Source organism: Kribbella alba (assembly GCF_039529635.1).
GTDB lineage: Bacteria > Actinomycetota > Actinomycetes > Propionibacteriales > Kribbellaceae > Kribbella > Kribbella alba.
The window spans coordinates 205,451-226,740 of record NZ_BAAANE010000003.1 but is presented as its reverse complement, the minus strand read 5'-3'; the positions used below and the strand labels follow the sequence as shown (position 1 = coordinate 226,740).

General features: G+C 67.3%; 16 protein-coding genes. 8 read left to right on the top strand and 8 right to left on the bottom strand.

What is annotated here, in order from left to right; translation table 11 throughout:
- Positions 1-47: 47 nt before the first annotated feature.
- Complete coding sequence (locus tag ABD210_RS05385) at positions 48-977, top strand: serine/threonine-protein kinase (protein ID WP_344109424.1); 930 nt, start codon at positions 48-50, stop codon at positions 975-977.
- 191 nt (positions 978-1,168) lie between these two features.
- Here ABD210_RS05385 and ABD210_RS05380 read toward each other — a convergent pair whose 3' ends face one another.
- Positions 1,169-1,537 carry a hypothetical protein gene (locus ABD210_RS05380; RefSeq protein WP_344109422.1) on the bottom strand — a complete coding sequence of 123 codons (369 nt, stop codon included), beginning with the start codon at positions 1,535-1,537 and terminating at the stop codon, positions 1,169-1,171.
- A 141-nt stretch (positions 1,538-1,678) separates the two neighbouring features.
- Entirely contained in the window at positions 1,679-2,344 is a 666-nt protein-coding gene (locus ABD210_RS05375; protein WP_344109420.1) for a TetR/AcrR family transcriptional regulator, read from the bottom strand.
- Positions 2,345-2,555: 211 nt separating this feature from the next.
- On the opposite strand from ABD210_RS05375, the gene ABD210_RS05370 reads away from it, so the two are divergent.
- The gene (locus ABD210_RS05370) at positions 2,556-4,067 is read left to right on the top strand and encodes an FAD-dependent monooxygenase (RefSeq protein ID WP_344109418.1); all 1,512 of its coding nucleotides are present in this window, start codon (positions 2,556-2,558) and stop codon (positions 4,065-4,067) included.
- On the opposite strand, the gene ABD210_RS05365 is transcribed toward ABD210_RS05370, so the two are convergent.
- Both ABD210_RS05365 and ABD210_RS05360 read right to left on the bottom strand, forming a co-directional pair.
- Positions 4,064-4,909 (bottom strand): GNAT family N-acetyltransferase, encoded by an 846-nt coding sequence (locus ABD210_RS05365; protein ID WP_344109416.1) that lies wholly within the window; start codon positions 4,907-4,909, stop codon positions 4,064-4,066. The genes ABD210_RS05370 and ABD210_RS05365 overlap by 4 nt on opposite strands.
- 111 nt (positions 4,910-5,020) lie before the next feature.
- Positions 5,021-5,659: a TetR family transcriptional regulator gene (locus ABD210_RS05360; RefSeq protein ID WP_344109414.1), complete on the bottom strand. Its 639-nt coding sequence runs from the start codon at positions 5,657-5,659 to the stop codon at positions 5,021-5,023.
- Positions 5,660-5,713: 54 nt separating this feature from the next.
- On the opposite strand from ABD210_RS05360, the gene ABD210_RS05355 reads away from it, so the two are divergent.
- Both ABD210_RS05355 and ABD210_RS05350 read left to right on the top strand, forming a co-directional pair.
- Positions 5,714-6,244, top strand: coding sequence for an ester cyclase (locus ABD210_RS05355; RefSeq protein WP_344109412.1), 531 nt, complete (start codon positions 5,714-5,716; stop codon positions 6,242-6,244).
- A 431-nt stretch (positions 6,245-6,675) separates the two neighbouring features.
- On the top strand, positions 6,676-12,192 hold the full coding sequence (locus ABD210_RS05350) for a PKD domain-containing protein (protein WP_344109410.1): 5,517 nt from the start codon (positions 6,676-6,678) through the stop codon (positions 12,190-12,192).
- Between the two features lie 40 nt (positions 12,193-12,232).
- Here ABD210_RS05350 and ABD210_RS05345 read toward each other — a convergent pair whose 3' ends face one another.
- Positions 12,233-13,009 carry an alpha/beta fold hydrolase gene (locus ABD210_RS05345; protein WP_344109408.1) on the bottom strand — a complete coding sequence of 259 codons (777 nt, stop codon included), beginning with the start codon at positions 13,007-13,009 and terminating at the stop codon, positions 12,233-12,235.
- 231 nt (positions 13,010-13,240) lie between these two features.
- Here ABD210_RS05345 and ABD210_RS05340 point away from each other — a divergent pair, with 231 nt between their 5' ends.
- The 4 genes from ABD210_RS05340 (at position 13,241) to ABD210_RS05325 (ending at position 16,865) form a co-directional block, all read left to right on the top strand.
- Positions 13,241-14,191 (top strand): LysR family transcriptional regulator, encoded by a 951-nt coding sequence (locus tag ABD210_RS05340; protein WP_344109406.1) that lies wholly within the window; start codon positions 13,241-13,243, stop codon positions 14,189-14,191.
- 108 nt (positions 14,192-14,299) lie between these two features.
- Entirely contained in the window at positions 14,300-15,460 is a 1,161-nt protein-coding gene (locus tag ABD210_RS05335; RefSeq protein ID WP_344109404.1) for an NAD-dependent formate dehydrogenase, read from the top strand.
- Positions 15,461-15,748: 288 nt separating this feature from the next.
- Positions 15,749-15,907 carry a hypothetical protein gene (locus tag ABD210_RS05330; RefSeq protein WP_344109403.1) on the top strand — a complete coding sequence of 53 codons (159 nt, stop codon included), beginning with the start codon at positions 15,749-15,751 and terminating at the stop codon, positions 15,905-15,907.
- A gap of 208 nt (positions 15,908-16,115) precedes the next feature.
- Positions 16,116-16,865, top strand: a complete 750-nt coding sequence (locus ABD210_RS05325; protein ID WP_344109401.1) for a GntR family transcriptional regulator — start codon at positions 16,116-16,118, stop codon at positions 16,863-16,865.
- A 98-nt stretch (positions 16,866-16,963) separates the two neighbouring features.
- Here ABD210_RS05325 and ABD210_RS05320 read toward each other — a convergent pair whose 3' ends face one another.
- The 3 genes from ABD210_RS05320 to ABD210_RS05310 all read right to left on the bottom strand — a co-directional run bounded on the left by ABD210_RS05320 (position 16,964) and on the right by ABD210_RS05310 (position 21,253).
- Positions 16,964-17,503 (bottom strand): hypothetical protein, encoded by a 540-nt coding sequence (locus tag ABD210_RS05320; protein ID WP_344109399.1) that lies wholly within the window; start codon positions 17,501-17,503, stop codon positions 16,964-16,966.
- Position 17,504: 1 nt separating this feature from the next.
- On the bottom strand, positions 17,505-18,911 hold the full coding sequence (locus tag ABD210_RS05315; protein ID WP_344109397.1) for an Nramp family divalent metal transporter: 1,407 nt from the start codon (positions 18,909-18,911) through the stop codon (positions 17,505-17,507).
- Positions 18,912-19,108: 197 nt separating this feature from the next.
- Positions 19,109-21,253: an acetate--CoA ligase family protein gene (locus ABD210_RS05310; protein ID WP_344109395.1), complete on the bottom strand. Its 2,145-nt coding sequence runs from the start codon at positions 21,251-21,253 to the stop codon at positions 19,109-19,111.
- Between the last annotated feature and the right edge of the window lie 37 nt (positions 21,254-21,290).

Genomic DNA, 21,290 nt, shown 5'->3' with positions numbered 1-21,290 from the left:
GAGAGATCTCTCGGCGGCCGACCCTTCTGCACCACGGAGGAGAAGGAATGGAACAGCTCGACCCCGTGGACGGCCTGGCCCTCTGGGAGTTCACGGAAGGCTCCGAACTGCCCGGTGAGAACCTCGCCATCGAGCGCCTCGGGGTCGGGGCGCGTTGCGAGACCTGGCTCGTCTGGAATCCCGGCCTCTGGAGTCCCGCCGTGCTGAAGCTGGCCCGCCCCCATCAGGTCCACCACCCCCGAGCGGTGCGGAGCCTGCGCCGGGAGACAGCCGCGCTCACGGGCAACTTCCACCCCTCGCTGCCGAGGCTCCTTGCCGATGGCACGGGCGACCCGGTGCCCCACATCCTGGTCGAGTACGTCGACGGCCCGGCCCTCGACGAGGAACTCGACGAGAACGGCGCGCTCACTGCGGCAGAGACCGCCGTGCTCGGCGCCCAACTACTCCCGGCCGTGGCCACGTTGCACGACCGAGGCCTGGCCCACCTCGACCTCAAGCCGGAGAACGTCGTCCTGCGGGATAGGCGTCCTATCCTGCTCGACTTCGGCACCGCACGGCCCATCGGCTCGCTGCAACCTGCCGGTCATCCGGTTGGCACCACGGGCTACACGTCGCCGGAGCAGAACGCCTGCGAACCGGTCTCCGCCGCGATGGACCTCTACGGCCTGGGGAAGATCCTCGCCGAGGCGGTGACCGGCGTACAGCATGCAAAGGTGACCGAGATCCCGCGCTCGCGGCTCGCACCTGTGATCCGGCGACTGCTGTCGGACCAACCTGCCGAGCGGGGCACTACAGCGGACGTACTCGTCGCCTTGGCGAACGCCGCCGGAAAGAGGCTTCGACCCTGGCCTGCGTGGCTGGACCGCTATGCAGCGTCCCCCAGCCGTCATCTGTCAGTAGCCGCGGCCGGCACCTCCGCCCTCGCTGCCGTCGAGGATGACCAGTACGACGATTCCGACAGTGACATCGGCCAGTAACGCGGCGATCAACTGGCGCGCCCTGGTTACTCCAGGCCGGTGTTACTCATCCTGGTCACGGCTGCGGTTCGGCTGGTGACGCCAAGCGCCTCGCCAGCCGCTGAAGCCGACTCCCGCGGATTGTCGATGTGGGAAACCGCGACCCTCCTGGCCAGGTGCTCGACCACCGGCTGCTGACGTCGCATACCGGATCAGCGGCGTCGATGCCTCGGGGCTGTGAGGATCATCTGCGTGACGAGGTAGCGGCTCAGGCCGAGCTTCTCCGCGATCTTGTCCGGGTTCAGACCCTGCTCGTTGTAGAGCACGGCCAGCCGCTGTTGCGATTCGGTCCAGCGACGACCAACTGGCGGTGACGCGGGCTTCCGCTTGTTCGGGGCAACTGGCTTCGAGGACCGATCAGGAGCAGGCCGACTCGCCGATCGTTCGGTAGGCGGCTCATAGCCCTGTCGTCCGTAAGAGCCGCGTCGCGGGTCGTGATGCTGACCGCGCGCCAACTCGTCACTCGTCTTCTCGTCAAGGACCATGAACTGGTCAGCGGACTTGTTCACCCCAATGGACACGATCGTGAGGTCCTTGAGGTTCTGTTCCTGACAGTCCGGCTTCGTGCAATAGCTGTACTTCGCAGCCCTCTCGGGGTGCAGCGCGTCCCCACACGTAATGCAATGCTTCATCACGATGCATAACGCCCGGGAGCCGTCCGGTCATTCCAATTCAGCAACGCCTTCAAACGCACTAGCGGTCGGGTGGGGCAAGTGGTTGGCCAGGCCGTCGACGAGGAGCTGTAGGCCGAAGTGGAATTCGTCGTCCAGGGAGGTGGGGAGGAACGCCGCCGAGGTGACCGTGGCGGGATAGCGCGCGGGATCCAGGGAGCTGTAGAAGTCGCGGTGGTCCTGGGTTTCCTCTCGGCCGGCGGCGCCGGCGGGGGGCAGTTGGATGGCGAAGCCGATGACGTAGTGGGCCACGGCGGTGTACGCCCTGGCAGCGACCTCGGGAGCAAATCCGCCGGCGAGCATGATGCCGATCGCGGCCTCCCGGCCGGCGAGAGCGCGCGGGCCGAGCGGGATGTGATTGTCGAAGAGTGACACCACCTTCGGGTGTTCCCTCAGCGTTCGAAACAGCGCCTCCGCGCTGGCGACGAGCCGTTCCTGCCACGACGATGTGTCGGCGATGTCAGGAAAGTGCCGAGGCACCTCACCAAGCACGTGGTCCACGACCTGAACGAGGATCTCGTCCTTGCCGGCGAAGTGCCGGTACAGGGTGGCCGTGCTCGACTGGAGCCGCTGTGCCAGCAGCCGCATGCTGAACTCCCCCGGTCCCACCTCGTCGACGAGCTCGACCGCCGCGTCGATGATGCGGTCGACCGGCATCGAGGGACGCCCAGGCCCCTGCGCCGTGTCGTTGTCCTGGCGAGGGCGGCTCTGCCACCAGCCCGGACTCCCTGGCCGCGGAGCTCTCTGACTCACGTCTACCCCCTTGCCCGAGTCGCGGAATGACCCCTGTTGCTGGGGCCCTTCAATCTGGCTACACTGTAGCCGAAATATAACGGCTACATCGTAGCCAATATCGGAGGGAGTCGACATGACCGAACACCACGACATCGACGTACTCGTCGTCGGAGCCGGCCCGGTCGGCTCCACGCTGGCGGCCGACCTGCTGCGGCGCGGCCTTCGCGTCCGGTTGGTCGACAAGGCACCGCACGCGTTCGAAGGGTCCCGCGCCAAAGGGGTACAGCCCCGCACCCAGGAGGTCCTCGAGGATCTCGGCGTGCTCGACGAGGCACGCGCCGAGGGCGGCACATACCCACTCATGGGCATCCACCTCGGACCGATCACCGTGCCCTGGCGGATGCAGCGCCAACACAAGCCGACAGCTGCCGTGCCACACCCGAACATCCTGCTGCTGCCGCAGTCTCGCACCGATGCCGTTCTGCACCGCCTGCTCGACCGGCTCGGTCTGCGGATCGAGTTCGGCGTCGCACTCGATCACTTCGAACAAGACGACGACGGCGTGACGGCGACCCTCGCCTCGGGCGAGCGGGTACGCAGCCAGTACCTCGTCGGCGCCGACGGCGGAGCGAGCACCGTCCGCAAGACCGCCGGTCTCCGGTTCGCCGGCGAAACCGACCAGTCCGACCGGATGCTCATCGTCGACGCCGCGATCGACGAGCTGTCTCGCGACCGGTGGCACGTATGGCCCCGCCCGGGCGGCAGATTCGTCGGAGCGTGCCCGCTCCCCCACTCCGACCAGTTCCAGCTGATGATCCGGCTGCAGCCGGAGGAGACACCGCAGGTCGACGAAGCCGCGTTGGCGGCCCGCTTCCACTCACTCACCGGTCTTCGGCTCCACGACGTCACCTGGACCTCGGTGTTCCGACCGAACATCCGGATCGTCGAGCACTACCGCGCCGGCCGGGTCTTCGTGGCCGGCGACGCCGCCCACGTGCACACCCCGGCCGGCGCGCAGGGGCTCAACACCGGAGTACAGGACGCCTACAACCTGGGCTGGAAACTCGGCCAGGTCATCGCCGGCGCCCCCGACTCCCTGCTCGACAGCTACGAGACCGAGCGGCAACCGGTCGCCGCACGGGTCCTCGGCCGGTCCACCGAACTGTATGCCGGCCTCGACCAACACCGTCTCGCCAGCCTCAGACGCGGAGACGAGGAACGACAGCTCAGACTCTCGTACTACGGCGGTCCGCTCGCCGCCGACGACGGTCCCGCCACCAAGACACTACGAGCAGGTGACCGGGCACCCGACGCGCCATGCACCGGGCCCGGCGCCCGACGACTCTTCGACGTCTACCAAGGGCCGCAGTTCACCCTGCTGGCCTTCGGCTCCAGCGCCGTCGAGGCGCTGCCCCACCTGACCTGGCCGACCGGCGGCGCCGAACTACGCCGCTACGCGATCCACACAGCAGCCGGAGAAGGCGACGGCCTCACCGACACCACTGGCCAATTGCCCAAGATCTACGGCATAACCGGCGACACTCTGATCCTGATCCGGCCGGACGGATACATCGGCAGCATCCTCACGACCGACTGGACAACCGCCTTCGCCACAGCAACGAACGCATTCGCCCGCGCCGACTAGCCCAGTTCGAGGGTTGTCACGGCGAAGAGGCCTGCTAGGTCCAGGTCGGGGGTTGGGCCGGTGTACATGCGGGCGGTCTCGAACGAGGGCGTCAGGCCCAGTTGTTCAACTAGTGCAGCTGAGGGCTTGTTGATGTCTGGGACGTCGATCGCGATGGAAAGGCCCGGAGTGGTTGCGGATAGGGCGGTGAGGAGCGACAGGGCGATGCTGTCGGAGGCCGCATAGAGGGGGCCGACTCGCGAGGGCCCGCTGGCAGGGCGGAGTACGCCGAGTCCTTGGATCTCGTTGTCGCGGAGGGCTACGAGGGCTGCGTGGCCGGGCAGGCTCAGCCAGGACGCCAAGAACGCGTCGCGCGCGGCCGGGAAGAACCTGCGGTCGTAGGCGGCCAGCTGGTCGAACGGGACGGTCCGGGCGTCGACCAGCGTGACGCCGTCGTCTTGTCCCCCAGCCGAGGGCACACCCTCGTACCGGATGTTGTTCCACGCCAGCCGGAAACCCGACTTCCGGTAGTTGTCCTGCTGCTCGACGACCCCGTCGAGCCCGACGTTGCGGCCTTCCAGGCGCGCCATCCCGGCCTGCCACACCTGAATCCCATATCCCTGGCCGCGGACCGCGGGTCGCGCGATGTAGAACCCGATGAAACCGAAGTCCGCCCCATAGCGCATCGCGGAAACCGACGCCACGGCCTCCCCGTTCAACCGTCCGACGAGAAACCCCTGCGGATCAGTCGGAAAGAACGCCTGTCCGTCGGAAACACCCGGATTCCAGCCCTCGTCGTCCGCCCAGTCGCGCAGCCGACGGAGCTCCTGCGCGGTCGCGACAGAAACCCTGAAATCACCCATGGAAGACCTTCCCCGGAAGCGGTCCCGCGAACGCCGCCGACCCTATCGCGGACCGCCCGGCCCTCGACGCTCATCTCGCCCAGCAACCAGCAACCAGCAACCACGCCAGGGCTACGGGCAGATGGCACTGGTGATGGCGCGCGCGGTCCACGCCGCATACCGATCGAGGGACCAGCCGCGCCCGAGCACGAGGAGTTCGTACAGCTCGACGGCAGTGCAGGTCCACAGCACATCACGCACTTCGTCTACGTCGACGCCGTCGCGCAGCTGGCCGGATTCGTGCAGATGGCGGGCAAGCATCGTCATGCCGGTCAGACGTTCGTCCAGGAGCTTCTGCCAGATGTCCTCGAGGGTCTCGTCGACGTGTCTGCCGTCCCGGATCAGGATCTGCACCTTCGCGGATCGCTGTTGGCGCCGCGCCAGGCCGTCGACGTACAGCGCGATCTTCCGCCGCACATCGGCCTCGGCCTGCACCGCCCGCGCCTCCGGCCGCTCCGCGATCGGAACCGGGTCGTCGTCGCCCGCAAGCACCAGGTCGAACACATCCTTGGCCAGCGCCGCCTTCGTGCCGAAGCCCTTGTAGACGCTCTCGGCGGACACGCCGGCAGCACGGGCGACGGCCGCGATCGTCGTCGCCCGGAATCCGTCGCGCTCAAAGAGCTCCTGCGCTGCCAGTACTACGGCCCGCCGGCGTGCGCGCGCCTGTTCCCGCCGGCCGGAAGCGTCGTAATTCCTCTTGACTTCTGCCATCACCCGATCCAACACTATTGGAGACAGTCCAACTGTATCTAATTTGGAGAAACCATGGACGTCATCCCCGGGATCGTGTCGAGCGACCCCAGCACCATCGCCGTACGCAGCATCCACCTCATGGCCGACGGCAGTCTCGCCGACTTCGACGAGGTGATCCACCCGGCCGCCGTGGATCACGAGAAATCAGTGCAACCACTGTCGTCGCGCGGGACCGGGCCGGCGGCCTTCCACTCGACGTCCTTGTGGCTGCGGGCAGCATTCGCCGACCTTCACTACGACATTCACCACGTGGTCGCCGCGGACGGCCTGGTCGCGGTGAACTCGACGATGAACGGCCGCCAGGTCGCCCCGTTCGTCGTCTACAGCGAAGACGGCGAGGTCGACACCGCCTTCCCACCGACCGGGAGGACGTTCGCTGCGACCCAGTCCCACTGGTTCCGGGTCGAGGACGGCAAGGTGATCGAGCACTGGGCGAACCGGGACGACCTCGGCCAGGCGAAGCAGCTCGGCTGGGTTCCGCCGACACCGATCTACCTGCTCAAGATGGCCCGGGCGAAGTCCCGCGCGAAACGTGCCGGCTAGCTGAGGCCGGCCCGAACCACCTAGCGGTGGGAGCAGGCCCGCCTACTTTGGGTAGCGGCGACACGCCCGGAACACCCGATCTGGCCCAGAAGTCTTGCACGTGACGTGGCGTGATGCGACAGTCAGGCCTGGAGATCCGGGGGGCGGGTCTTTGGGGTGGGTTCTCGGTCACCAGGGGGGTGGACGAGCTTTGTCGGGTGACGCCGTCGTTGAGACAACCATGCGCGAATCCGGCAGGCCACGGGCGTGTCGCGATGGCGGCCGCTCGGACCTGTGCCGGACGTGTCGATCGACTGTCCGTCGCCGCGACAACCGACAGACCGACCAGTTGGCAGGTCGGTCAACTCGCTGCCAAGACGTTCGCCTTCAGGAACTCCGCACTGGACCGGCGGCTGCCGGTCCGCGTCCCGTTCTCTGAATCTGGTTGGTGAGTGACTGTGTCCCAGCTCTTCGATCGATCCGTCCGTGGCCGGAGGCGCCCGCTCGGCGTGCTGGCCGCCGTACTGGTCGCCCTGGTGCCCGCGCTGGGCCTGACGGCGGTCCTCGCGACGTCCGCATCCGCGGCCGCCGGCGAGATCTCGTTCGTCGGTGCCACCAGCAACTTCGGAGCCAGGACGAGCCATACGGTGCGGATCCCTGCGGCGGCGCAGGCCGGCGACGCGCTGGTGCTCTACATCACCGCCAACGCGACGACCGGGACCATCTCGGACACCCTGACAGGCTGGACCCTCCTCAAGTCCCGCGACGGCAACGGCGTACGCGGTCGCGTCTGGACCAAGACAGCCGTTGCCGCGGACATCAATGCCAACGTCACCGTGACCACCAGTGACACGCTCAAGTCGGTGATCGGCGTCGCGGCGTACCGCAGTACGGGCAACGCGACCGTGTCGGCTTCGGCGGTCGGCGGCAGCGATGCCTCCGCCAGCAGCCACACCACGCCCTCGGCGGCCGTTGCCGACACGAACTCCTGGCTGGTGAGCATCTGGTCCGAGAAGTCGTCGGTCGACCTCACCTGGACGCTGCCGGCCGGCGCCACCTCCCGTACGACGGCGGCGGGCACCGGTTCCGGCAAGGTGAGCTCGGTGCTCGGCGACTCGGCCGGCGGCGTGCCGACCGGGACAGCCGCGGGCCGGACGGCCACCACGAGCGTGGCCACCTCGCGCGATGCGATGTTCTCCGTCGTCCTCAACCCCGGCCAGGTCGCGGATCCGGTCAACCAGGCACCAGTGGCCGCGTTCGTGTCCAGCTGCAACGGGCATGTCTGCGGGTTCGACGCCTCGGGTTCGACCGATGCCGATGGCAACACACTCACCTACACCTGGAACTTCGGGGACGGCCAGACCGGCAGCGGCGTCAACCCCAACCACACGTACGCCAGCGACGGCGCCCGCACCGTGACCCTGACCGTCAGTGACGGGACTCTGACCAACACCAAGACCGGCCAGGTGAACCCGGTGGCAACGGTCAGCCAGGGCCAGGTCTCCTACGTAGGTGCGGCCAGCACGGCCGGGAACCGCTCATCGCACTCGGTCCGCATCCCTGCCAACGTGCAGACGCAGGACCGGCTGCTCCTCTTCCTTTCGACCAACGCGACAACCGGCACGATCACCGATGCAGTGCCCGGCTGGACGCTGATCCAGACGCGCGACGGCAACGCCGTACGCGGGCGGGCGTGGACCAAGGCGGCGACTGCTGCCGACGCCGGTAGCGATGTGACGGTGACCGGCAGCGAACTGTCCAAGTCCGTGCTCAGCGTCGCGGCGTACCGCAGTACCGGTGTCACCACCGTGTCCGCCTCGGCCGTCCGCGGCGTCGACACCTCTGCATCCAGCCACGCCACCCCGACCGTCGCGGTGGCGAAGGGCAACTCGTGGCTGGTGAACGTCTGGAGTGAGAAGTCCTCGGTCGACCAGACCTGGACCCTTCCCGCCGGCGTCAGCTCCCGGACCACCGGGGCGGCCACCGGCACCGGCAAGATGAGCTCGATCGTCGGCGACTCCAACACCGGCGTACCACTCGGCACCGCCGCTGCCCGGACCGCGACGACCAGCGCCGCAGTGTCCCGGTCGACCATGTTCTCGATCGTCCTGGACCCGGGACCGGACGCCACCGCGACCAACGAGGCGCCGATCCCCGACTTCACCTTCGGCTGCGCCAGCATGACCTGTGAGTTCGACGCGAACCGGTCCTTCGACCCCGACCATGACCCGCTGACCTACAGCTGGAACTTCGGCGACGGCCAGACCGGCACGGGCGACAACCCGTCCCACACGTACGCCACGGCCGGCGCCCGCACCGTCACGATGACCGTCAACGACGGCACCCACACCGCACAGAAGACGGGCAGCGTCACCGCAACCGCTCAGCCGCCGGGCCCGGGCCACAGCGCGCTCGTGCCGGATGTGCCGCGGACCAACTTCCCGCTGATCAGCACCGGCGAGATCTGGGACATCGAGGTCGTCGGCAACCGTGTCTACGTCGCGGGCGGTTTCAGCTCGCTGCGCAACCAGACGGCGACCAACACCACCACCGTCCAGCAGGCCTACCTCGCGGCGTACAGCATCACCACCGGCCTGATCGACACGACCTTCAGGCCGGTGATCGGCAATGGCGGCGTGGAAGCCGTCGAGGCCTCGCCGGACGGGACGAAGCTGTACATCGCCGGAAACTTCGGCACCGTCAACGGCCTCACCCGCAAGGGCATCGCCCGGATCGACCCGGTCACCGGCGCACCGGTCACCACCTTCGTCGCCGACGCGAGCGCGAAGGCGAACGAGCTCGCGGTGACCAACTCGACGGTGTACGTGGGCGGCAAGTTCGTCTCGATCAACGGCGTCCCGCGCAGCGCGCTCGCGGCGGTCGACGGCATCACCGGTGCCGTGCGCACCGACTTCGTCAACGACATCACCGGCGGCATCGGGGTCAACGGCGAGTTCGGCGTGCAGCGTCTGAAGCTGAGCCCGGACCTCGGCCGGCTGCTGGTGGTGCACACAGGCCGGCAGGTCAACGGCCAGGACCGCTACGGCATCGCCATCATCAACACCCGGACCAGCAAGCTGCTGCCGTGGCGCACCCGCCTGTGGGACGACAACCTGCAGTACGTCGGCGGCATCCAGCGTATCTACGGCGGCGACATCTCACCCGACGGCCAGTACTTCGTCGTGTCGAGTGGCTCCGGTGGCGACCGTCCGCCCATCAACGACACCGTCGTCGCCTACCCGCTCGAGGGTGGCGACAACGTGCAGCCGCTGTGGATCTCCCGGCTCTTCGACAGCGTCTACTCCGTGGCGATCTCCGAGAAGGCCGTCTATGTCGGCGGCCACTTCGCCTGGAACGAGTCGCCAACCGCACCACAGCCATGGCCGGGGCTGGATGACGTCGGCTACGGAACAGGACAAGGCCTTTCCGGCTACGGCCTCGGCGACGCCGTGGTCAAGCGTGACCACATCGGCGCGCTCAACCCGGTGGACGGCACGGCACTCGAATGGAACCCGGGCTCGAACTCCTTCGAGGGCAACAAGCACATCGAGCTCACTCCGCGGGGCCTGTTCACCGGTGGTGACGGGAACACCCAGGGTGGGTACAACGTCGGCCGGGTCGCCTTCTACGACTTCAATTCGGTTGCCGCAGGCAACGGTGTCGAGACCACGATCACCGATCCGATCGAGGGCCGGATCAAGCCGGTGGACCAGGAGTACCAGGTCAGCGGGACCGCCTCGGCACCCAGCGGCGTCCAGCGGGTCCAGCTCGAGATCATGGACCGACAGAGCAGGCGGTACCTCAACGACGACCTGACCACCTGGGGCACCACCACCAGCAACACGATCAACGCGAGCCTGGCGTCGCCGAACGGGACCTCGACCACCTGGTCGTTGCCGCTGACGATGACGCAGAACCGCGAGCTGCAGGTGATGGCCCGAACAGTTGCCGTCAACAACGCCCAGGACCCGACCAAGGCCACCAAGAAGTTCGAGACCTTCGGACTCGTGGACCAGACGCCGAACACCACCGTCACCGGCCCGGCCACCAGTGTGGTCAGCACCTTCACCTACACCATCACCGGCACGGCGACCGACGACCTGGGGGTCAACTCGATCAGCTTGACGCTCCGGGACCAGAACAACCGCTACCTGCAGGACGACGGATCGACGTCGACCACCGTCAACTCGTTCCGCATCACGCCGGATGTGGTCGGGGCTGTCAGTACGTCGTGGTCCTATGAGGTGACGGTTCCCTATGAGGGAACCTGGCAGGCCCAGGCCCGCGCCGGCGACACCTCCGGTCAGTCCGATCTCGACACCGCCGACCGGACCTGGATCGTGACTGAGAACGGCATCGCGCCATCGGTGTCGATCAGTTCGCCGGCACCGATGACTCCCCCGACCGCGACCCAGACACTGGTGGTCGCGCCCGGCGGGCAGCTGACGTTCGCCGGCTCGGCCAATGACGATCAGTCCCTGTACAGCGTGGAGATCCAGCTGCGCAACACCACCACCCGGGAGAACCTGGCCTCCGACGGCACCTGGGGCGTGGACGCGATCGCGGGCTGGTACCGGGTGTCACCGCTGAACCTCAACCAGACGAGCTACAACTGGTCCTACACGACGCCGTTCAACCTCAAGCCGGGCACATACACGTTTTCAGTCCGTGCAGCGGACCACCTGGGGTTGACCACCGCATCGGCGAACCAGGGCAGGCTCAACATCAGCGCCCAGGTGCCCGGTGACGCGCCACCGAACGGCCTGCTGAACGTCACAGGCACGGTGACAGGTGGGCAGGTCCTGCATCTCGACCTGGCCGGCACGGCAACCGACGACCTCGGTGTGGCCGAGGTGCGGGTCTCCTTGGAGGACCAGGACACCAACCGTTTCCTCCAGCCCAACGGCTCGATGGCTGCCGCCTTCGCGACGCTGCCGGCGACCCTGGCGTCGCCGAGCGGAACGAGCACGACGTGGACCTTGCCGGTCGACCTACCCTCGCAGGGCGACTGGGCGGTGACGGCGTTCGCTTACGACACAGCCGGGCAGCAGGACAGCTCGACCACAGGTGCGACTGCGCGCTACCGCATCTACCCCGGTGATCTGCCGCCCACTCTCAACGACAGCCTGCTCGCGCCGGTCGAGAACACGGAGTTCACGGACGGCAAGATCTTCGTCAGCGGCCGGGCCGAGGACGACCAGGCCATGCAACGGGTCGAGGTCGGCATCGTGAACTCGCTCGGCCAGTACCTGAGCTCGTCCGGCACCTTCACCAGTACTACGGCCAGCTGGCGGACGGCGTTCCTCAACAGCCCGGGAACGCCGGGGTCCAACTTCTCCTACACGACACCGGTCATCCCCGCGGGTGCGTACACCGTGCGGGTCCGGCCGGTCGACCAGCACGACCAGGTGATGGCCGTACCGTCCGAGCGGCACGTCACGGTGTCGATCCCGCCGGGCAACCTCCCGCCGGTGGCGAAGTTCACCAGCTCGTGTGCGCAGAACGTCTGCACCTACGACGCCCGGAGTTCCACCGACGAGAACCCGACAGCGCTGACCTACTCCTGGAACTTCGGCAACGGAACGGGCACCGGCCCGCTCCCGACCAGGACGTACACCAGCGCCAACACCTACACGGTGGTTCTGACGGCCAAGGACGAGTGGGGCGCCACGGCCACGGCGACGCAGACGGTGACGATCACCGAGCCGACCAACAACGTGGCCCCGACACCGGTGATCAACCCGCCGTCCTGCGCAGGACTGTCCTGCAACATCTCCGGCGTGGGCTCGGCCGACTCCAACGTCGGCGACACGTTCACCTACCTGTGGAACTTCGGTGACGGCACCCCGACCAGCACCTTGTCGGCACCGGCCCACACGTTCCCCGCGGCGGGCAGCTACACGGTCACGCTGACGACGACCGACGGTTGGGGCAAGGCCGCCACCGTCACCAGGCAGGTGACCGTCTGACCAACTGAGACGGGGCGCCGCGATCCGCGGCGCCCCCTCTTCAGGCCCCGAGGAAGAAGTCGGCCAGTGCCGGGGTCAGGATCTCCGGCGGAATCTCGTGGAACTGCCCCTCCAACCCGAGGGTCTTCGACTTGGGAAGGGCTGCGGCGGCGGCCCTCGAGGCGTTCTGCAACCACTCGGGGCTGGCAGTGCTGTAGAGCGCGAGAGTCTCCACCGTGATCCCCGCCAGCAGCTCGGTCGGGACGGAGCTGTCGCCGAGCTGGAGCGCGTCGTACACGAGGGTCGGCGCCATCGCCTTCAGCGCGGCCCACATCGGTGTCGGCTTCAGCTGCTCGACGACTTCCCGAGGCTGACCGACCGCCTCGACGATGAAGAGCTCGGCCGCGCCGCCCGGATCTCCGGCAGCGATGAATTCCCGCAGGCGTTCGAGGTAGCGGTCAGGCGCGGGCGGAGCGCCCTCGACGCGGAAGGGCGGCTCCATGATCGTCAGCTTCTCGAACGGCACGCCGGCGGCAGCCGCCCGCAGTAGCACCATCACACCTGAGGAGTCGGCACAGCCGTAGGCAGCACCCGTTGCCTCCTGCAACGCTGCTAGGTCCTCGACCTCCCGCTCGACCGCGTACGGCGCCGTGTCGCCGCTGTCGCCACGCCCTCGACGGTCGTAGGTGATGACCGAGAACGCCTCGGCCAGTGCCGTGGCACGCGGCACCAGGTAGGAGCGGTCGGTGAACGCGCCGGTGACCAGGATGACGCCCGGTCCGGTGCCGAACGTGTCGTAAGCAAGAGGGGTGCCGTCGTCGGAGATGACCTTGTCCATCAGTAGTGCCTTTCGCTGTCCGGTGGTCTTGCCAACGCGTCGGACGGACAGCCCCTGATTCGACACTCGAAGCTGTGACCTGCGTCACAAGTTCCGCTTCGACACCCGCGGCGCGCTCGAGCCCTTCCCGGCGAGGAGTCACCCGCGTATTGTTGGATTATGTATACAGATGAACGGTATGCCGCCCGCCCGGTCTTCGGTTGCCGTTCGCGGGGAAGAGGCTGATCCGCCATGTTGCTGCGTCAGCTCGAGTACCTCGTCTCGCTCGCCCGGGAGCGGCACTTCGCCCGGGCAGCCGACGCGTGCTACGTCTCCCAGCCGTCGTTGTCCGCAGCGATCCGCAAGCTCGAGCAAGAACTGGACGTTCCGATCGTACGGCGGGGTCGCCGGTTCGAGGGGCTCACCCCGGAGGGCGAACGGGTGCTCCTGTGGGCCCAGCGGATCCTCGCTGAGCGGGATGCGTTGCGCCACGAGTTGTCGGTGATGCGCGGTGGGTTGACCGGCACTCTCAGGCTCGGCGCGATCCCGACCGCGATGCCGGTGGTCTCACTGCTGACGACCCCCTTCTGCGAGCGGCACACCCAGGCCCGGGTGACCCTGGAATCCCTGTCCTCGCGCGACATCACGCAGAAGCTGGCCGAGTTCGAGCTCGACGTGGCCATGACTTATCTGGACGATGACACCCTCGGTCAGGTCCGCAAGACTCCCTTGTACGAGGAGCGCTACCTGCTACTGACCCCGGAGCAGGGCGAATTGGCGGAGTTGCCGGTGGCAACTTGGGCGCAGGTGTCCGAACTACCGCTCTGCCTGCTCTCGCCTGAGATGCGGAACCGGCGGATCATGAACGGCTACTTCACCGACGACGGCGTGACCGCCACGCCCGCTATCGAGAGTGACACGGTGTCCGGCCTGTACAGCCACCTCCGTGGCAACCACTGGTCCACCGTGATCTCCCATGCGTGGTTGCACATGTTCGGCGTACCGGCCGGAATGCGCGTGGTTCCGCTGAAAAGCCCCGCACACGGCCCGCGGGTCGGCCTCGTCATCGCTGCAAGAAGCCCCGAGCCGGTGCTGGCAAGGGCACTGCTCGACGTCGCGCGACAGGCCGGCGTACACAAGGCACTGGACGAGTTGCTGGACGTTCATCTGATGGGTTCGGGCTATTCCCCGCAGCTCAACTGATAGCGCCGGGCTATGCCGAGATAGCGAGCAAGTCTTTGACCGCGCACTCCCCGCGGCACGAGTGTTGAAGGGACGAGAAACCCTTCCACCGTTGAGGAGTTGCCCATCATGGCCAAGGTCCTGTGCGTGCTGTACGACGACCCGAAGGACGGTTATCCGACGTCTTACGCGCGCGACGATCTGCCGAAGATCGACCATTACCCGGGCGGCCAGACCACACCGTCCCCGAAGGCGATCGACTTCAGTCCGGGGCAGCTGCTCGGCAGCGTGTCGGGTGAGCTCGGGCTACGGAACTTCCTCGAGAGCCAGGGACACACGCTGGTGGTCACCTCCTCCAAGGAGGGCGCGGACTCCGTGCTGGACCGGGAACTGCCCGACACCGACGTGGTGATCTCGCAACCGTTCTGGCCCGCCTACCTGACCCCCGAGCGGATCGAGAAGGCGCCGAACCTCAAGCTGGCGATCACCGCGGGCATCGGCTCGGACCACGTCGACCTCGACGCCGCGATCGCGCACGGCGTAACCGTTGCCGAAGTCACCTATTGCAACAGCATCAGCGTCGCCGAGCACGTGGTGATGATGACGCTGAGCCTGGTCCGGAACTACCTCCCGTCGTACCGGGTGGTGCTAGACGGCGGTTGGGACATCGCCGACTGCGTGTCCCGGTCCTACGACCTCGAAGGCATGCACGTCGGTACGGTCGCCGCCGGCCGGATCGGCCTCGCCGTACTGCGCCGGCTGGCGCCGTTCGACGTCAAGCTGCACTACACCGACCGGCACCGCCTGCCCGAGTCGATCGAGCGCGAGCTCAACCTCACCTTCCACCCGGACGCGGCAAGCATGGTCCCGCACTGCGACGTGGTCACCATCAACGCGCCGCTGCACCCGGAGACCGAGGGCTTGTTCGGCGACAAGTTGATCGGCACGATGAAGCGCGGCGCCTACCTGATCAACACTGCCCGCGCCAAGATCGCCGACCGCGATGCGATCGACCGCGCGCTGCGCAGCGGCCAACTCGCGGGGTACGCGGGCGACGTGTGGTACCCGCAGCCGGCTCCGGCGGACCACCCGTGGCGGACCATGCCGCACCACGGGATGACCCCGCACATCTCCGGCTCGTCCCTGTCGGCGCAGGCGCGGTATGCCGCGGGAACCCGGGAGATCCTCGAGTCGTGGTTCGACGGTACGCCGATCCGCGACGAGTACCTGATCGTCGACGGCGGCCGCCTGGCCGGAACCGGCGCCCACTCGTATTCCACCAAGGCCTGACCCGTACGACGTGTCCGCGCGCCGGCGATCGGGTACCGGAGAGGTCCGGGCAACAGAATTCGCCCAGCTGGAACCGGGCTGTCACGGGTCCAACGCGGCTCTGTAACAGGGATCACGTAGGACCGGAGGCGGAAGTAACCGGGATCACGCCAGACGTGGGCATAAGCACCCACCCAGGCTGGTTGAATGTATGCAGTAGGCAGTATTACCACCTACACATCTCGGGAACACCTGATCCCGGGATCCATCCAGTAAGTCTCCGGGATGCTCCGGAGCGGAGAGGTAGCGATGATTTTCACCCGTAGGTTCGGCGCTCTGGCGGCTCGTCCGCAGTTCCCGGATGCACCGGAGCTGCAGCTGGAGCAGGAACTCGATACCGACGTCGAGCTGACCGACCACCGGCACGACGACGATGACCTGCAGAAGGTCGGCAGCTCGGCTGCCTGACCCCCCGATCGGTGCTCCGGACAAGGATCTCTCCGCGGCGGCGGACTCCCCGCGGACAGGCAATCCACGGATCCGGAGCACCGGGGGCGGACCGATTGAGACGACTTGGCTCTTGGCACTTGGTAGACTGTCTACCAAGTGCCATCATGTTTATCCAGGCTAGTGATTTACTCCAGCAACTGTTCCCGAAACACCGGGGAAGGACCTCATGACCACTATCAGCGCGGGACCCACCGATTCCCCCGGCGTACGGCACGTGAAGCGGCCGACACCCCTGCGTGAGTCGGTCTACGAGGCCCTGACCGAGATGATCATCGACGGCACCCTGGAGCGCGGCCGGCACCTCGTGGAGGTGGAACTGGCCGGCATGCTGGGCGTCTCCCGCCAGCCCGTCCGGGAGGCCCTGCAGCGGCTCAACAACGAGGGCTGGGTCGACCTCCGGCCCGGTTTCGGCGCGATGGTGCACGTGCCCGCCGAGGACGAGGTGGACCAGCTCCTCGCGGCCCGTGCCGCGCTGGAGTCGGAGTCGGCGCGGCTGGCCGCCCGGCACGCCACGAAGGAAGATGTGGCGAAGCTGAGGGACCTGTGCAAGGTCGGCGCCGCCTTCCATGACGCAGGCGACATCGACGGTGCTGTCCGGACGAACGGAGAGTTGCACGGACTGATCACCGAGATGTCCGGGAACCGGTTCCTGGTCGACTTCGCGGGCCAGGTCGACCGCCGGGTCCGCTGGTACTACACGCCGGTCGCCCCGGTCCGTGGCGCGGCCTCCTGGCGGGAGCACACCCGGCTGGTGAAGGCGATCAGCGACAGCGACGAGGACAAGGCCGCGCAGATCATGCGCGAGCACACCGAGCACACCCGTAAGGCGTACCACGAGCTCCAGGGCGGCGGGGAGGCCACTGAGCCTGTCGTCGCCGAGAAGAAGGCCGCGACCCGTCGCCGGCGTACGGACTGAGACACCCGCCGGCCCGGAGCCAAGGGGCCGGCACCACAGCAGGCCGCCCGCGACTGGAGTCCAGTCGCGGGCGGCCTGCTGTTGAGAGCCCGACGCCACTAGGCGACGCGCTTCTTGCGGCCGCGAACGACCGCGGCCTTGCGGGCCTGCATCGATGAGGCGAGCTCGATGTACTGCTCGACGCACCGGCGGGCGTAGATGTTGTGGTCCACGATCCTCGGCCACCAGTGCCGGCCGATCTGTTCGTGCATCCAGAGGAACCCGATCGCGAACCCCATGCTGAGCAGCGCCCGGAAGGCGAGGAACTTCCACGGCTCCGCGGGGAGCCCCGGCGTTCCCGTCACCGTCCACTGCGTCACCACTTCGTGAACGAGCAGGGCCAACGGGAATCCGATGACCCAGTAGACCGCGGCCGGGGCGAACACCCCGGCCGGGACCTTGCCGAGCGCCAGCAGTACGGCGTACCCGGCGCCCAGCAGGACGAGCGGAGCAGCCAGGCCGAGCCCGGTGATGATGGCCCAGCCGGCGGGCTGGCCGACGAACGCGGCCAACCCGCCGGCCACCAGGCCGGCTGCTACTCCTACTGCTGCGGCGGGGACGGAGAACTCCGCCAGCTGCCTGACCTTCGAGGTGGACATCTCAGCCCACGACCACACCGAAGCGAACCAGGCTGTAGAACAGCATGCCGAGGTAGAACACCGCGCCGAAGCCGATGATCACGTTCCGCAGCGGTCCTGGCCGGATCGGTTTGGGCAGCAACCTGTTGTTCACCAGGAGCAACACGATGCAGTAGGCGCCCATCGCGAAGGTGGACAGGAAGGCCAGGATGTCCAGGATTCCCGCTGGACCGTCGGCGGGCCCGAACAGCAGGATCAGGATCCCGAAGGTGATGACGCCCCAGAGGAACCCGGCGTACAGCTTCGACATCGAGAACCGCTTGGCCCCGGGGATGAAGTAGTACGTCATGTCCGCCTGGCCGCGGGAGAACGAGTCGAACAGCCCGAGCGTCGCGTTCAGTCCGATCAGCGCGATGAAGGCGAAGAACAACGTGCCCAGGATCGGACTGCCGGCCGCGGCGAAGGCATCCGACATCGCCTTCAGTGCGGCCTGCCGGTCACCGCCCTCGATCAGGCCCGCCACGTCCGGATTCTCCCGGGCCGCCGACATGGCCAGCACCGTGAAGGAGATCGTGACAAGCATCGTGATGCCCCAGAAGAGCAGCAGGGCGTCGAAGGTGACCCACCTGCGCCACCCCTTCCACTTCTTCATCTCCTCGGGGTTCTCGGTGTCGAACATGTAGCCCCGCGACGGCATCGACTCCGCCTCGTCCGCCGACCGCAGACCGCGGATCTTCGGGATGTGGGCCCCCATGCCGGCGCCGCTGTCGCGCAGTTGCAGCGTGTACCACATCTGCTGCATGCCGGACGGGCCGGCGAAAGCGATCGACCCGACCAGGATCGGGAACCAGGCCTCGGACAAGGCCTTGTCCGGCAGGAAGCCGAACGCGAACATGCCGCTCAGCGTCTGGGCCAGATCGTCCCAGCTGCCGACGATCGCGGCGATAATCGACGTACCGACCACCAGGAAGCCGATCAGCAGGCCGAGCAGCTTCTCCAGGAAGTTGTAGATCACCGAGAGCATGCTGAACAGCACACCGACGAAGATCAGCGCCACACAGGCCGTTGCCTGCCATGGTATTCCGGTGATCTCCTCGAACGCGGCGGCTCCGGCCGACAGATGGCCTGGCCAGATGTAGATCAGGATCGCCGCTACGTAGAAGAACCACATCAACGGTTTGAACACCCGCGCGGCGCCGAAGAAGATGCTTTCTCCGGTCGCCATCGCGTAACGGGCCATCTCCAGCAGCACGAACGCCTGCAGGGTGACACCGACCATGAACAGCCAGCGGATGTCCGGGCCGAAGACCAGGACCAGGCGCGGCCACATGTAGGACTCACCCATGCCCACACCCAGCGCGACCAGGAAGACGGTCGGGCCGAGGATATGCATGGACGGGGGTGCCGGCGGCAACGGCCGTATCGGCATCGGTTCGAGTCTGCCGGCGTGCCAGACCCGCTCGGTGACTGCCGCTGACGCGGGCTCTTCGGGTACTTCTGAGGTCTTGCTTGTGACGTCCAAGGCGGACTCCTTAGATCGACGCCAGCTGACGAGACTTATCGCTCCCCCGTGCACTCCCCCCTGACCAAACGCATCACCGGCTTTCGTACTGCGGTAGTTGTTGACTACGAACCGAGCGGACCCGCGTTCCGGGCCCAGCGGTACTTGGCACCGAGCACCTGGACCGGCGTCTCGGTGGTGTACGGATAGGCGACCACGCCGTGCTCGAACAGGTACTGGCTGGCTTCCTCGACCTCGACGTCGCCCGACAGTGATGCCACCACCGGCTTGTCGATGCCCTTCGCCCGGTACTCCTCGACCACCTCGGAGACGAGCTTCGCGAACACCATCGGCGGGGTCACGATCGTGTGCCAGTAACCCAGGATCAACGCGTGGATCCGTTCGTCCTCGAGACCAAGCGCGACCGTATTGCGGTAGGTCGACGGCGGCTCGCCACCGGTGATGTCCACCGGGTTACCAGACGCGCCGAACGGCGGGATGAACTTCTTGAACGCGGCGTCCAGGTCTGCAGGCATCGACATCAGCTGCAGGCCGTTGTCGACGCAGGCGTCCGAAAGCAGTACGCCCGAGCCACCCGCACCGGTGATGATGACGACGTTCTCGCCCTTCGGCGTCGGCAGCAGCGGGATTCCCCGGGCGTACTGGAGCATCTCGTTCAGCCCCGGGGCCCGGACCACGCCACTCTGCCGCAGGATGTCGTCGTACACCTTGTCGTTGCCGGCCAGAGCACCCGTGTGCGAGCTCGCCGCCCGGGCACCCATGTCGGTGCGGCCGGCCTTGAGCACCACGACAGGCTTCTTCTTCGACACCCGGGCGGCCGTCTCGGCGAAGGCCCGGCCGTCCTTGAGATCCTCTAGGTGCATGGCGATCAGGTTGGTGTTGTCGTCGGTCTCGAAGAAGGTCAGGAGGTCATCCTCGTCGATATCGGCCTTGTTGCCTACCCCAACGATCGCGGAGACGCCCATCCGGCTGGAGCGGCTGAAGCCCAGGATCGCCATCCCGATGCCTCCGCTCTGTGACGACAGCGCCACGCTGCCCTTGACGTCGTACGGCGTACAGAACGTCGCGCAGAGGTTCTCCGGCAGGTAGTAGTAACCGTAGATGTTCGGCCCGAGGATGCGGACGCCGTGCTTCTTCGCGATCGCGACGACCTCGTCCTGCAGTTCCTGCTCACCGGTCTCCGCGAAGCCGGACGGGATCAGGATCGCGCCCGCCACGCCCTTCTGGCCGCACTGCTCGAGTGCCCCGCCGACGAACTTGGCCGGGACCGCGAACACCGCGACGTCCACGTCGCCCGGCACGTCGTTGATGCTCGGGAAGGCCTTCAACCCGAGGACTTCGCCGCCCTTGGGATTGATCGGGTAGATGTCGCCCTGGTAGCCGCCGTTGACCAGGTTCTTCATCACCGAGTTGCCGATCTTGCCGTCCTCGTTCGAGGCGCCGATCACGGCGATCGCCCGGGGCTTCATGATCCGGTTCATCGAGGCGAGGATCTCCTCCTGGCTGTACCGGTCCACCGGCTTGCCGGCCTCGGCGTCGACGATGATCCGGAAGTCCACCGCGGTGGCACCGTCCGGCCCGGCCAGTACCGGGTTCAGGTCCACCTCGGCGAACTGCGGGAAGTCCTCGACCAGGTCCGACAGCTTGGTGATGATCGCGGCGATCGCATCCTTGTCGACCGGCTTGGTGCCACGGGGCCCGTTCAGCATCTCGTGCGCGCCGATGCCGTCCACCATCGACCGGGCCTGGTCGGGCGAGGTCGGGGCGAGCCGGAAGGTGACGTCCTTCAGCACCTCGACCAGCACACCGCCGAGGCCGAAGGCGACGATCTTGCCGAAGGTCTGGTCGGTGACCGCACCGACGATGACCTCCTGCACGTCACCGCCGGTGACCAGCATCTTCTGCACCTGGACGCCGATGATCTCCGCGTCGGCCTGGTAGGCCTTGGCGTTGGCGATGATCTGCTGGTACGCCGTGACCGCCGCCTCGGCGCTGTCCACGCCGACCACCACCCCACCCGCCTCCGTCTTGTGCAGGATGTCGGGAGAGACGATCTTCAGCACGACCGGGAAACCGATCTCCGCGGCGAGTCCGGCGGCTCCCTCGGCAGACGTGGCCAGTCCTTCGCCCGGGGTCGGGATACCGTACGCGTCCGCGACCTGCTTGGCCTCCGGCGCGCTCAGCGAAGTACGGCCGTCCGCCAGAGCCTGATCGAGGATGGACTGGACCACTGCCTTGTCATATGTCATGCCTAGCTCCTCAAAAGCGGGGTAAAGGTTGGTGCCC

Bases quoted from the DNA above. Each gene is read 5' to 3' on its own strand.
- ABD210_RS05385 (WP_344109424.1), top strand. From the start codon at position 48: ATGGAACAGCTCGACCCCGTGGACGGCCTGGCCCTCTGGGAGTTCACG.
- ABD210_RS05375 (WP_344109420.1), bottom strand. From the start codon at position 2,344: ATGCCGGTCGACCGCATCATCGACGCGGCGGTCGAGCTCGTCGACGAG.
- ABD210_RS05370 (WP_344109418.1), top strand. From the start codon at position 2,556: ATGACCGAACACCACGACATCGACGTACTCGTCGTCGGAGCCGGCCCG.
- ABD210_RS05365 (WP_344109416.1), bottom strand. From the start codon at position 4,909: ATGGGTGATTTCAGGGTTTCTGTCGCGACCGCGCAGGAGCTCCGTCGG.
- ABD210_RS05360 (WP_344109414.1), bottom strand. From the start codon at position 5,659: ATGGCAGAAGTCAAGAGGAATTACGACGCTTCCGGCCGGCGGGAACAG.
- ABD210_RS05355 (WP_344109412.1), top strand. From the start codon at position 5,714: ATGGACGTCATCCCCGGGATCGTGTCGAGCGACCCCAGCACCATCGCC.
- ABD210_RS05345 (WP_344109408.1), bottom strand. From the start codon at position 13,009: ATGGACAAGGTCATCTCCGACGACGGCACCCCTCTTGCTTACGACACG.
- ABD210_RS05340 (WP_344109406.1), top strand. From the start codon at position 13,241: ATGTTGCTGCGTCAGCTCGAGTACCTCGTCTCGCTCGCCCGGGAGCGG.
- ABD210_RS05335 (WP_344109404.1), top strand. From the start codon at position 14,300: ATGGCCAAGGTCCTGTGCGTGCTGTACGACGACCCGAAGGACGGTTAT.
- ABD210_RS05330 (WP_344109403.1), top strand. From the start codon at position 15,749: ATGATTTTCACCCGTAGGTTCGGCGCTCTGGCGGCTCGTCCGCAGTTC.
- ABD210_RS05325 (WP_344109401.1), top strand. From the start codon at position 16,116: ATGACCACTATCAGCGCGGGACCCACCGATTCCCCCGGCGTACGGCAC.
- ABD210_RS05320 (WP_344109399.1), bottom strand. From the start codon at position 17,503: ATGTCCACCTCGAAGGTCAGGCAGCTGGCGGAGTTCTCCGTCCCCGCC.
- ABD210_RS05315 (WP_344109397.1), bottom strand. From the start codon at position 18,911: ATGCCGATACGGCCGTTGCCGCCGGCACCCCCGTCCATGCATATCCTC.
- ABD210_RS05310 (WP_344109395.1), bottom strand. From the start codon at position 21,253: ATGACATATGACAAGGCAGTGGTCCAGTCCATCCTCGATCAGGCTCTG.